Source organism: Microvirga sp. VF16, assembly GCF_016864375.1.
GTDB lineage: Bacteria > Pseudomonadota > Alphaproteobacteria > Rhizobiales > Beijerinckiaceae > Microvirga.
Window position 1 is genome coordinate 188,285 of sequence record NZ_CP069354.1, and the last position, 12,513, is coordinate 200,797.

The window sequence follows — 12,513 nt, forward strand, 5'->3', positions numbered from 1 at the left end:
CATCGAATAGATCCTAAAAGTGGAATCCACTTTTAGGTCCGATGCTTAGCCATTTCAGACCGCGTCCTGCACCGCCTGGATCGGCACGGGCGCGCGGCGATCCCGATTCTGCGCGCTGTCGAGAATGGCGAGCATGTCCGCGAGTTCGGCCTCGGAGAGGTTGCGGATCTCGCGAGCGAGGCGGTTGGCGAGCAGGGTCGCCTTCGGATCGCCACCGGCCGTGTCGATCTTCACCTTGGGGTCGGAGAGATCGGCGAGGCGGGTCAGCTCATCGGCCTCGTCCCAGATGATGTGAAAATACTGCAGCACTCCCTGGATCAGCGCCCAGGTCGGCTTACCGCGCTCGCCGCGCTCCAGCGCAGAGAGATAGGCACTCGACACACCGAGATGTGCGGCCATGTCCTTCAACATCCGCCTGCGCTCCTGGCGCAGCTGCCGCACCCGTTCACCGAAAGGAGTCATGGATCTATCCCGCACCCCGCCGGCGGCGGAGCCTGACATAGAGTGCACCGGATCCGCCATGCTGAGGAGAGGCTTCCTCGAAGCCGATCACGAGCGAGCGAAGGTCGGGCAGGCGCAGCCAATGGGGAACCATGCGCTTCAAGACTCCACGCTCCTCGAACATCCCGCTGCTGATGGCTGCGCCACCCTTGCCGGTGATGATCAGAACGAGCCCGTAGCCGGAGCCTTGTGCCCGGCGAAGGAAGCTCAGAAGAGCGAAATGGGCCTCTTCCTGTCGCATCCCGTGCAGGTCGATGACGCTGTCCACATCCTTGCGGCCGCGCCGGAGGGCCTGAAGCGTCTTGCGCTCCACGGGAGAAAGCGGTGGCAGGGCCGGTTTCGCCTGGGGTGGGAGCGGGGGCAGAACAGGAGCGAGGGCCACGATCTGCGGGGCAGGAGTTGTCGCGGGCTTCGCCTCGGGTTCCGGTTCGGGCGGCAGGAGCTTTCCCGTCATGGGCTTTACGTGCCTAGCCACATGCGACCAGAGCCGCTTCTCCTCGGGGCTGAGCTGGCGGGTGCGGCTTTTCTTGGTCATGAACGGGGTTTGGGCTGCAGAACCACGAAGCGGACCGCGTGGCGCAGAAGGCCTGCACGCCGCCCCGCCTCCTCGCCGCTGCCGAAGAAGAAATCGCCACGCGCCGGGCCGACGATGGCCGAGCCCGTGTCCTGCGCGATCATCAGCCGCTGCAGGGGCTCGGTCTTGTCGAGCGTCAGCGGCAATTGCCCGTCGAGCCAGACGGGCAGGCCGTAAGCCCAAAGCGACCTGTCAACTGCTAGGCTCCGGCCGGGCACGAGCGGGGTACCGGCCCCGCCGATGGGTCCGTCCTCGGGGGCAAGTTCGCTCGCCTCGCGGAAGAAGATGTAGGATTGGTTCTGCCGCATCAGGGCCTTGGCCGGTTCTGGATTGCCCTTCAGCCAGCCCATGAGCTTTGCCAGCGTCATGGTCTCCAGATCCATCTCGCCCTGTTGCACCAGCAGACGGCCGATGGACGTGTAAGGCCGCCCATTGCGGCCGGCATAGGCCACTCGCATGACCGAGCCATCGTTCAGGCGGATGCGGGCCGAGCCCTGTACATGGATGATGAAGGCTTCGCCCGGCTCGCGGAGATAAACGATGGGTTTGGCGAGCTGGCCTAAGGCCCCTTCCTCGATGGCGGCGCGATCCGGATAGGGCTCGTAACCATCCTTGGTCCGTCGGGCGGCTTGTAGGCCCCCGTCGAGGCCGGGGAGGGTTTCGCCCTGCGGAATAGTGACGAGGTCGCCAGGGCGGTCGAGCAGGGGGACGCGATAAATGGCGTCCGGCGTGCGCGAGCCCTGGAACTCAGGCTCGTAATAACCGGTGAGAAAGCCGTTTCCGGAGAGCGGGGCCACGCTGACGGGCTGGAAAAGCGTCTCGAAGAAGCGCCGCGCCTCGGCCTTGCCGAGACGAGGCGTCTTCAGGGCCTCGCGACAGACGGCCAGGAGGTCTTCTTGAGGCGCCTGAGCCGGACGAAGCGTGGCGGCTTTGGCATCGAACGCCCGGCAGGAGCGCAAGAAGGCCTGGAAGGCAGCGGCGTGATCATCCGCCACCCAGCCGGCAAGTTCCGTGAAGGGCAGGGGCTCAAGGCGCGCCTGGTCCTTGAGTGCCGATCCGGCGGCAGCGGACATGCTCAGCGTCCAGACGAGAGAACAAGCGAGGAGGGCCCGCCCGGCATGCCTCATTGCCCCGCTTCGGTCGCCACGAGCTGCCAGTTGGGATCGCGGCTGCCGAGATTGCGGGCGAAGGTCCATACATCGGTGACGTCGGCCACGGTCTCAGGGCTGCCGTCGACCACGTTGCCGGAGGCGTCGCGGGTCGCGGTGATGAGCTTGGAGAGGAAGCGCACCACGATCTGGGCCGATTTGCCCTGAAGCTCGGCACCGGCCATCTCGGCCTTGTCGATGGACACGAAGGTGGTCTCGACCGTCTCACCCCGGCGCTCACGCTCGGTGATCGCCCGCTCGAAGCCCTCGTAGACGTCGCGGGAGAGAAGATCCTTCAGGGTCTTGCGATCCCCTTGCGCGAAGGCGGAGACGATCATCTCGTAGGCGGCCTTGGCGCCTTCCAGAAACTCGGTCGGATTGAAATTCGGCTCAAGACGGGCAATCCCGTCGAGGGCCTGGGACATAGGCGTGCCGGGCTCGGCGATGCCTTTCCAACGCTCAGGGGACTGAACCTCGGCGGCGGGACGGGTGCCATTGGCGCCGGGCAGACGCACCACATTGTGATCCGGCTCGGCCGGCGCATTGCCAGGGCGAAGTGGCGCATCGCGGCGCGACATCGGGTCGAAGGGCGGCTGCTCGTTGCCGGTCTTCTGCCCCAGGACGGAGCGAAGACGCCAGATCACGAAAACGGCGAGTACGATAAAGATAAGGGTCGTGATGTCGAAGGAATCCTGCATCGTCGATCCGTTGTGAGCCTGCCCGCGCCCGGTTGCCGCCGGGCGTTGTGTCAAGGAGGCGAAGGTGTCATCCTTCGCATATGGGGTCTTGAGGTCGTAACATCCACCTCTGCGCCCGACAAGCGAATGCATGGGCTCAAATCTCGCTTCGCGCAAATCTTGCCTCAGCTCTGAGAAGCTGATAGCGCGAAGGCCCATGGCCCGAAGCGAGCCGGCGCTTTGCTTGACGACGTATCCCGTCCGGGCCCCACGAGACACCCCTTAGGGAGCAAGAAACCCATGGCCGAGAATCCGGCAAACAACGGAGCGCCCGCGCTCAACGCCCTTGCGCAGTACTGCAAGGATTTCTCCTTCGAGAACCCCAACGCCCCCCGCTCCCTGCAGCAGCAATCGGAAGGCCCGCAGATCAACCTGCAGGTCAACGTAAATGCCAAGCAGCTGGCCGAGGCCGATTTCGAGGTCGACCTGACCCTCGAAGGCGATGCCAAGATCGGCGGCAAGGACGTGCTGTTTGCCTTCGAGCTGACCTATTCCGGCGTGTTCCGCATCCAGAACATCCCGCAGGAGCAGCTGCATCCGGTGGTGATGATCGAGTGCCCGCGCCTGCTCTTCCCCTTCGCCCGCCAGATGGTGGCGGATGCGGTGCGCAACGGCGGCTTCCCACCCCTCTATATCGACCCGATCGACTTCGTCGCCCTCTACCGCCAGCGCGCTGCCGAGGTGCAGGGCCAGCCGGGTAACGGCCAGACGCTGTCGTAAGCGCTCGGACGCGTTTCAAAATATTATCGGATCGGGCGAAGCGGCCTCCGCTTCGCCCGATTTGTTTTTGGAGACGCTCTCTGGGCTGCGAGAGCACAGTCTTGCTCTCCAAGCAAACATGTTGCGGTAATAATACACCCTTGCAAAACCTTCGCTGTTTGCCCCAAAGGCAAGTCTCCTGAGAAGCAATTCCTTGTATGAGGGAAAAAGGCGTCGGGGTGCTTCGCACCGCATGAATCTGTCCGGCTGGGGAGGCTGGCATGCTGTTCGCTCGGGACCATCGAAACGAGAGGCCCATCAATTTTCACAAGCGGTTGCTGTTGACCGGAACAGCTTTGGCAGCCCTGCTGCCTTTGCCGCCTGCCGTTCATGCTGATGAAATCATCGATAATGGCGCAGTGGTCACCATTCCCGGCACCCATCCGTCGCCGTGGGATGCTGGAGGGGTCCTCACTGTTGGCGACACAAGCACCGGCACTTTGGTCATCGTGAACGGTGGTGTGATCAGAAGTGTCGACGGTGTGATCGGCGCGACCTTTGGCTCCTCCGGGATGGTAACCGTGAGAGACAACGGCTCCCAATGGATCACTACCCGTCTCTATCTCGGTACAGGGGGCACGGGCACGTTATCCATCGAGAACGGCGGCAGCGTCACCAGTACCGGTGTCGCGCTCGGCTCCCACGTAGACACTTCATCCGGCAGCATGACGGTGACAGGAGCCGGCTCGCGCCTCAGGTCCAACGCCCTTCTCAGTGTTGGCGATTCTGGCACCGGCGTGTTGACCATCGAGAATGGCGGCACCGTCAATGTCATCAACAACAATAGCTATATCGGTTTTGTCGCCGGCTCATCGGGTACGGTGACGGTGAGAGGCCCTGGCTCGCAATGGAGCACTGAGGGCAATCTGTCTGTTGGCAATCACGGCACCGGCACGCTCACCATTGAGGATGGTGGCAGCGTCCACAGCGGCACAAGCCTGATTGGTGACAATACCGGCTCATCGGGTACGGTGACGGTGAGCGGGGCAGGCTCCAGATGGACCACCGATAACATTCTATATGTCGGCGGTAACGGCACCGGCACACTGACCATTGCGAATGGCGGTGCTGTCAGTTCCGATGTGACGACATTGGGATTCAATGTGGGTGGGCAAGGCACACTGACCCTAAACGGGACAAACATATCGCGCGGGATCCTGACAACCGGGCAAGTGATCAAAGACCGGGGTGACGGCACGCTGACGTTTAATGGAGGCATTCTGCGTGCCACCCGCGATGAGAGCAGCTTTGTTTCCGGCTTTGCACCTGGAAATGTCGTCATCAATGGTGGCGGAGCGTTTCTCGACAGCAATGGCCACACTATCGGAATCGCGAATGTCTTAAGCGGGTCAGGTTCTCTGACGAAGACCGGTATCGGCACGCTGACGCTTTCGGGCAGCAATACCTACACCGGCGGCACGACGATCAACGACGGCACCATCGAGATCCGGAACGCCGCTGCGCTTGGAATGGGAGACATCTTCCTGGCAGGCGGTCACCTGCGCTCCAACATCGCCGGCACGGCGACGCTCTCGAACCCCATCATCATCAGAGCCGGCGATCCCGTCAGAACGATCTCGGCTGCGATGGGCCAGACGCTCAACATCAATTTCGGTTTCGTCGGCAATAGTGCAACCCTGAGATTCGGTACCGCATCGGATACCGGAACGGTGAGCGTCGTCGGTCCGCTGCGCAACGGCTATGGGATATATTGGATCGATGTGGTCGGCGGCACGCTGAGGGCGGGTTCTCGGGCGCTCAGCACGCTTCTCAGTGGCGGCGCGCAGGCGCTGACCATCCACGAGAACGCCACCGTCGATTTGACGACTTACGATTCCACCTTCTTCGACCTGCGTGGGCGGGGCACGCTGACCGGCAACGGCGCGACCTTCACGATCAGCGAAGGCATCTTCGACGGCACTATCAGCGGCAACACCACTTTGAAGAAGGTCACCCCCGTTACGCTCACGTTGAACGGCAGGAACACACTCACGGGACCGACGCAGGTTCTGAACGGTCTCCTGCTGGTGAACGGATCTCTGGCTTCGTCTCCGGTCTCGGTGAGCGTTGACGCCCATGGCAAGGGCACGCTTGGCGGCACCGGCATCGTCGGCAGCCTGTCGGTGCTGTCGGGCGGCACGGTGGCGCCGGGCAATTCCATCGGCACCTTGAACGTGAACGGCAACGTCTCCTTTGCGCCCGGCTCGGTCTATGCGCTCGAGATCGACAAGGCCCGACGGTCCGACAGGATCGCCGCCACCGGCGCGGCGACGCTCTCCGGCGGCACGGTGCAGATCCTACCAGACCAGGGCACCGGCTATGTCGAGAACAGGCCCTATACGATCCTCGCTGCCCAGCGCGGCGTGAGCGGGCAGTTCGCAGGCACGAGCGGCGGTCCCTTCGCCTTCGTCACACCCACCCTCGGTTATAGCAACGACACGGTGACCCTCACCCTCGTCCGCAAGACGGATCCAACGGACCCGACCGATCCGACAAACCCGGACGAGCCAACCCCCACGGCCTTCCACTCCGTCGCCCAGACCATCAACCAATACCGCACCGCCGATGCGGTCGAGGCGCTGGGCGCGGGCGACACCCTCTATCGCACGGTGCTGGGTGCCAGCGTCGGCGCGGCGCGCCAGGCCTTCGATGCTCTCTCCGGGGAGGCGCATGCCTCGGCCATGAGTGTGGCCTATGAGGATGGCCGACGGGTGCGCGAGGCGATCCTCACCCGCCTGCGCCAGCCGGCGGGCTCGAATCTGCCGACACTCGAGCAGGGCTCATACAACGCCGCCTATGCCGCCGATCTGCCGGGCGCGGGGCCACAAACAATCGCCGTGCCGGGGCTCAGCCTCGATCCGCGCCGCCTCGCCCTTTGGGGCGAAGGTTTCGGGTCCTGGGGCAAGGCGGATTCGAACGGCAACGCGGCCTCTCTCGACACGTCCACCGGCGGCTTCATCCTCGGCGCGGATGCCGCGCTCGATCCGACCTGGCGCCTCGGCGTCGCCGGCGGCTTTACTCGCACGACTTTCGATATCGATGGGCGCCTGTCCTCAGGCACCAACGAAAGCATCTTCAGTGCGCTCTACGGGTCCAGCACCTGGGGCGCCCTCTCTTTAAGACTCGGCGCGGCTTATGCCTGGTATGATGTCGATATCCAGCGTCGGGTACAGTTCCCGGGCTTCACGGACTCGACCGGCGCATCTTATGACGGCTGGTCCGCACAGGCCTTCGCCGAACTCAGCTATCGTTTCGATCTCGCAGGCTTTCAGCTGGAGCCGTTCATCGGCGCCTCCGTGCTGCGGCTACATATGGATACCTTCCAGGAGGAGGGCGGGGCGGCCGCACTCACCGGTCTCGGACAGGATCAGGATCTCGCCACCACCACGCTGGGCCTGCGGGCTCAGACGCGCCTGAGCGCCGACGTTCCACTGACAATCCGCGGCATGCTCGGCTGGCGCCATGCCTTCGATGTCGAGCCTGAAACGCTTCTCGCCTTTGCGGGTAGCGCCTCGGCCTTTGCGGTGGCGGGCGTGCCCGTGGGTCGAAACGCACTCGCGGTGGAGGCCGGTCTCGACTGGCAGGCCTCGGACGCCCTGAGCCTTGGTGTGGCCTATTCCGGTCAGATCGACGAACGCGCGCAGGACCATGCGCTCAAAGGCAACCTCGTCTGGCGCTTCGGCACACATTGAGGCAGTCGATCCACCCTGGGATCGATCTCAGGACGCCTCAGGCGTGGTCTCACCGAGATATTCGCGCCAGAGAGCGTTCTCTCCGAGGGACTTGATGAAGGCCTCGTGCGCCGCGCGCTCGGCGTCGGTCAGGCGCGAGATCAGGGTGCGCGGACGGGCCTCTCGTGCCGCAATCTCGCCCTGCACGGTCGCGCGGCTTCGCGCGGCAGGCTTCATCGCGAGGTCGAAGCCGACCTGCCGGCCGCCGATCAGCTCGATATAGACCTCGGCCAGGATCTCGGCGTCGAGCAATGCTCCGTGCTTGGTGCGCTTGGAATTGTCGATTCCATAACGGCTGCAGAGCGCATCGAGGTTGTTCGCCGCACCCGGATGCTTGCGCCGGGCCATCGAGAGCGTGTCGACCACATCGGGAAGGTTGAATGGCCTGTGCCCGGTGCGGGCGAATTCCGCATTCAGAAAGCCGATGTCGAAGGCGGCATTGTGGATCACGAGCCGCGCATCGCGGACGAACTCGGCGAACTCGTCCGCAACCGCCGCGAAAACCGGCTTGTCGGCCAGAAACTCGTCCGACAGGCCGTGGACCGCGAAGGCGCCGGGCGAAACCGGGCATTCCGGGTTGATATAGACGTGATAGCTCTTGCCGGTCGGGATGTGGTTGAGAAGCTCGACGCAGCCGATTTCGATCACCCGGTCGCCATTCGCATGGTTGGTGCCGGTAGTTTCGGTATCGAGAACGATTTCACGCAACATCGTTGACTAACTCTTCATCAAAAAAGGATGACGCCGTCCCGGCCGGCCGGCGAGACAGGCGAGAACGGACCGCACCTGCGCCTCCGCCGAGTCGAAACCGCGGCTGGTATCAACCAGAAAATGGGCGCGCCGACGCTTGTCCTCGTCCCTCATCTGCTTGGCCAGGATGGCACGAAATTTTTCATCCGTCATGCCAGGACGGGCGAGCACGCGGTCGCGCTGAACGGAGGCTGGCGCGGTGACGACGAGAACCGCGTCGCAGCGCGTTTCGCCTCCGGTCTCGAACAGGAGGGGAATGTCGAGCACGGCCACCGGCGACAGGACCGAGACCTTTTTGAGAAAGGCTTCCTCCTCCTCGCGCACCAGCGGATGCACGATGGCCTCCAGCTGCGTCATACGCTCGGGATTGTCGAGGACCGCCGCTCCGAGCTTTGCCCGGTCGACGGCATCGTCGCTGACCGTGCCGGGAAAGGCTTTTTCGATCAACGGCGCGGCACGGCCGCGATAGAGCTTGTGCACGGCAGCGTCGGCATCATGAACCGGCACACCGAGCTTGCGAAACAGATCGGCGGTGGCCGATTTTCCCATGCCGATGGAGCCGGTGAGGCCAAGCACGAAGGTCATCTTTTGCCCTCGATATCGGCGAGGATCAGCGCGCGCAATTCAGGCGTCACCTCGGGCGTCACGCCGAACCAGCGTTTGAATCCAGGCACTGCCTGATGAAGCAGCATGCCGAGACCATCGACTGTTCTTAAACCCTGCGCCGTCGCCGCAGCCAGGAGGGGGGTCTCGAGCGGAACATAGACGATGTCCGCCACGGCGGCGTTGCGCGGCGCCTTGGACAAATCGAGGGTGAGCGGTGGCTGGCCCGCCATGCCGAGCGACGTGGTGTTGACGATGAGCTGGGCATGCGGGATCACCCGCGGAAGAGCCTCCCAGGCCGAGGTCTCCAAGCCGACGGAACTGCCGGGCCTGAGATCCCGGACCAAGTCTTCGGCCTTCGACAGGGTACGGTTTGCGACGAAGATGCGCTTGCAAGGCCGGTTCTGAAGACCCGCCACCACGGCATGGGCGGCTCCGCCGGCCCCGAGCACGAGAACCGTCTCCACATCCTGTTCCCAGCCTATCCCCAGGGTCGCATCGAGATGGGCCATGAAGCCGGTGACATCCGTGTTGTCGCCCCAGAGCACGCCATCCTCGATCCAGAGGGTGTTGACGGCGCCCACCCTCTCCGCCTGCGCTGTGCGACGCTCGACGCCGAGGAAAGCTATCTCCTTGTGCGGGATGGTGACGTTGCCTCCGGCGAAGCCCTGCGACCGAAAGCCCTTCAAGAAATCCCCGAAGTTAACAGGCGCGACATCGATGCGCTCATAGGAGCCGTCGAGCCCGTATTGCTGCAGCCAATACCCATGGATCAGCGGCGAGCGGGAATGCTTGATCGGATGGCCGACGACGAAGGCCTTCGTCATGAAGTCAAAATCCTTAAAGGGCAAGGCAGCCGAGACGGCGCAAGGCGGCGAGAAGCGGGAGGAGAGGAAGGCCCAAAATCGTCGAGTGATCCCCTTCGACCGTCTCGAAGAGATGAACGCCGAACCCTTCGAGCTGGTAAACGCCGACGCTTTTGAGCACATCCGGACCGGCGAGGTCGAGATAGAGATCGATGACCTCATCCGTCAGAGGCCGCATGGTCAGATAGGCGCTCGCCACGAAATCCTCGACCACCTGCCCGCCGATGGCGAGAGTTCCTGCGGAATGGAGAGCATGCTGACGCCCCGCCACGCGCTTGAGCTGCGCATGTGCGGCGGCCCGGTCTACCGATTTGTGAAAAATTTCTCCTTCGCATTCGAGCACCTGATCAGCCCCCAGCACGACCCTTTCAGGATGACGGCGACTCACCGCAAGCGCCTTTTCCGCAGCAAGGCGTGTGGCAAGCGCAGGCAGATCGAGTTTTTCCGCTGCGGCCGCCTCTTCAATGGCGCGCTCGTCGATACCCGCATTCTGCGTCTCGACGGGAAGGCCCGCACTCACGAGCAGCGTAAGGCGTGTCGCGCTTGTCGAGGCGAGAAGCAGCTTTTCGGAATGGGTCCAGAGTGCGGGCATGAATCTATTCCGCGATAAAACGCAGCCGATGGTCGCGATAGAGATCGATGATCGCCGCCGCGGTCTCCTCAATGGAGCGGCGGGTCACGTCGATCACCGGCCAGCCGTTGCGGGCGAAGAGCCGCCGTGACGCTGCGAGTTCCTCCGCCACCGCGTCGCGATCCACATAAGACGTGTCGTCATCGGCGTTGAGACTGAGGAGGCGGTTCTGCCGGATTTGCACGATGCGTTCCGGCGTTGCTACGAGCCCGACGATGAGGGCTTTTTTAGCCGATTCCAGAACCGGTGGTGGCGGCACGCCGGGCACGAGAGGAATATTCGCCGTTTTCAGGCCGCGATTGGCGAGATAGACCGCCGTCGGCGTCTTCGAGGTGCGGCTCACGCCGACGAGGATCACATCCGCTTCATCGAGATCATGCGGCAGATGCCCGTCGTCATGGAGAAGTGTGAAGTTCATCGCGTCGATGCGCTTGAAATATTCTGCGTTCAGCATGTGCTGCGCACCGGGGCGCGCGGTCGAATGCGTACCGAGATAGGAGGAGAGCAGGGCGTGCACCGGCTCGAGCACGGAGAGATGCGGCGAGCCGGTGGCGCGGCAAACCTCTTCGAGCCGATGAGCCAGATCCTGCTCGACCAGGGTGTAGAGCACGATGCCGGGCGCGGTCTCGATCTCGCTGATCACGCGCTCGAGCTGCGTGTTGGAGCGCACGAGCGGATAGACATGCTCGATGGCGGCGACGCCCTCATATTGCGCCACCACCGCGCGGGCGACGGTGATCAGCGTTTCGCCAGTCGAATCCGAGACGAGATGGAGATGGAAATAGCTGCGTCCCACGGCGGATGCTCTCCATGGAGAGGAGTCGATCAGTGTGGATAAAACGACCCGGTCCCGAGGTCCAGCGGAGGGGCCTGTGGGATTCGTCTCAAGCCATCAACAGGGCTCATCGTTGTGCGACTCTGAAACTGTCCAATTGGGAGAATCCGGCACGAATCACCCCCAAATTTTCGATTCAGATTTGGTTAATCTTCGTTAACGGGCTGTTAAGGTTTAACAATTCGGAAAGGATTGTGGCACGTCCGCCCCAACCGTTAATGACCCGTTAACAGCGCAGCCCATGTGGAACGCCTGTGGACGGGGTTGCGGCTTTGCGATTCACGGCCCAAGAGAAACATCAGATTCTTTGATTCAAAGATTATATTTTAAGAGAGGGCCTGTGAGCGAGCGTCCCACCAAAGCGATCCTCCGCGTGCTGAACGGCGAGCCGGTCTGGCCGCTGCCGATCTGGATCATGCGTCAGGCCGGCCGTTATCTGCCGGAATATCGAGCCACCCGAAGCCAAGCGGGCTCCTTTCTCGATCTCTGCTACACGCCGAGGCTTGCCGAGGAGGTAACGCTTCAGCCGATCCGCCGCTTCGGCTTCGACGCCTCGATCCTGTTCTCCGACATCCTGGTCATCCCCCATGCGCTGGGCCAGGACGTGCGCTTCGTCGAGAATGAAGGACCGAAGCTCGATCCGGTGACTTCCGAGAAAGATTTTTCGAGACTCGCCGAGGAGCTGCCGCTGGAGCGGCTCGATCCGGTCTTCGAGACCCTCGACCGCCTGAGCAAGAGCCTGCCGAAGGAAACGACGCTCCTCGGCTTCTGCGGCGCACCCTGGACGGTGGCGAGCTACATGATCGCCGGCAAGGGGACGCCCGATCAGGCACCGGCGCGGCTGACCGCCTATCGCGATCCGGCTTTCATGGATGCACTGATCGACCGGCTGGTCCAAGCCTCCACTGCCTATCTCATCCGCCAGATCGATGCAGGCGCGGAGGCGGTCCAGATCTTCGAGAGTTTTGGATCCGCCCTGCCACCCGCGCTTTTCGACCGGCTGTCGCTCGGCCCGATCCGCCGGATGGTGGAGGGCTTGAAGGCGGCGCGGCCGCAGGCAAAGGCCATCGTGTTCGTGCGCGGCGGCGGTGCCAACCTTCATCGCTTCGCGGCAGCCGGGATCGGCGATGCCCTGGCCCTCGACTGGACCCTCGATCCAGCCGTCGTGCTGCCGACCCTGCCGGGCATGGTCGCGACCCAGGGCAATCTCGATCCACTCGCGCTGATTGCCGGGGGCGAGGCGCTGACCAAAGGTGTCGATCATATCCTCAATGCGGTGCGCGGACAGCCGCATATCTTCAATCTCGGGCACGGCATCCTGCCGGAGACACCGATCGAACACGTGGAACAGATGATCGCTCGCGTGCGGGGGGCATGA

General features: G+C 63.4%; 12 protein-coding genes. 3 read left to right on the plus strand and 9 right to left on the minus strand.

Annotated features, from left to right (window positions below):
- Window positions 1-54 precede the first annotated feature (54 nt).
- From JO965_RS00925 to JO965_RS00940, 4 genes are read right to left on the minus strand one after another with little or no spacing between them, the layout of a single operon-like run.
- On the minus strand, window positions 55-462 hold the full coding sequence (locus tag JO965_RS00925; RefSeq protein ID WP_203441859.1) for a helix-turn-helix domain-containing protein: 408 nt from the start codon (window positions 460-462) through the stop codon (window positions 55-57).
- Window positions 463-466: 4 nt separating this feature from the next.
- Window positions 467-1,036: a Smr/MutS family protein gene (locus JO965_RS00930; protein WP_203441860.1), complete on the minus strand. Its 570-nt coding sequence runs from the start codon at window positions 1,034-1,036 to the stop codon at window positions 467-469.
- Entirely contained in the window at window positions 1,033-2,148 is a 1,116-nt protein-coding gene (locus tag JO965_RS00935; protein WP_246776701.1) for a murein transglycosylase A, read from the minus strand. Before JO965_RS00935 ends, JO965_RS00930 begins: the two co-directional genes overlap by 4 nt.
- Window positions 2,149-2,198: 50 nt before the next feature.
- Window positions 2,199-2,921 carry a Tim44/TimA family putative adaptor protein gene (locus JO965_RS00940; RefSeq protein ID WP_203444012.1) on the minus strand — a complete coding sequence of 241 codons (723 nt, stop codon included), beginning with the start codon at window positions 2,919-2,921 and terminating at the stop codon, window positions 2,199-2,201.
- Between the two features lie 279 nt (window positions 2,922-3,200).
- On the opposite strand from JO965_RS00940, the gene secB reads away from it, so the two are divergent.
- Together secB and JO965_RS00950 are read left to right on the plus strand one after the other, a co-directional pair.
- Window positions 3,201-3,680 (plus strand): protein-export chaperone SecB, encoded by a 480-nt coding sequence (secB, locus tag JO965_RS00945; RefSeq protein WP_203441862.1) that lies wholly within the window; start codon window positions 3,201-3,203, stop codon window positions 3,678-3,680.
- A 260-nt stretch (window positions 3,681-3,940) separates the two neighbouring features.
- The gene (locus tag JO965_RS00950) at window positions 3,941-7,411 is read left to right on the plus strand and encodes an autotransporter domain-containing protein (RefSeq protein ID WP_203441863.1); all 3,471 of its coding nucleotides are present in this window, start codon (window positions 3,941-3,943) and stop codon (window positions 7,409-7,411) included.
- A gap of 27 nt (window positions 7,412-7,438) precedes the next feature.
- Here JO965_RS00950 and dnaQ read toward each other — a convergent pair whose 3' ends face one another.
- Genes dnaQ through JO965_RS00975 form a run of 5 tightly spaced genes read right to left on the minus strand, consistent with a single transcriptional unit; the run spans window position 7,439 to window position 11,096 of the window.
- Complete coding sequence (gene dnaQ, locus JO965_RS00955; protein WP_203441864.1) at window positions 7,439-8,161, minus strand: DNA polymerase III subunit epsilon; 723 nt, start codon at window positions 8,159-8,161, stop codon at window positions 7,439-7,441.
- 6 nt (window positions 8,162-8,167) lie between these two features.
- Entirely contained in the window at window positions 8,168-8,785 is a 618-nt protein-coding gene (gene coaE / locus JO965_RS00960) for a dephospho-CoA kinase (protein WP_203441865.1), read from the minus strand.
- On the minus strand, window positions 8,782-9,630 hold the full coding sequence (locus JO965_RS00965; protein ID WP_203441866.1) for a shikimate dehydrogenase: 849 nt from the start codon (window positions 9,628-9,630) through the stop codon (window positions 8,782-8,784). Before JO965_RS00965 ends, coaE begins: the two co-directional genes overlap by 4 nt.
- 13 nt (window positions 9,631-9,643) lie before the next feature.
- Window positions 9,644-10,261, minus strand: a complete 618-nt coding sequence (locus JO965_RS00970; protein ID WP_203441867.1) for a nucleoside triphosphate pyrophosphatase — start codon at window positions 10,259-10,261, stop codon at window positions 9,644-9,646.
- A 4-nt stretch (window positions 10,262-10,265) separates the two neighbouring features.
- Window positions 10,266-11,096 (minus strand): pyruvate, water dikinase regulatory protein, encoded by an 831-nt coding sequence (locus JO965_RS00975; RefSeq protein WP_203441868.1) that lies wholly within the window; start codon window positions 11,094-11,096, stop codon window positions 10,266-10,268.
- A 379-nt stretch (window positions 11,097-11,475) separates the two neighbouring features.
- On the opposite strand from JO965_RS00975, the gene hemE reads away from it, so the two are divergent.
- Window positions 11,476-12,513 (plus strand): uroporphyrinogen decarboxylase, encoded by a 1,038-nt coding sequence (gene hemE, locus JO965_RS00980; RefSeq protein ID WP_203441869.1) that lies wholly within the window; start codon window positions 11,476-11,478, stop codon window positions 12,511-12,513.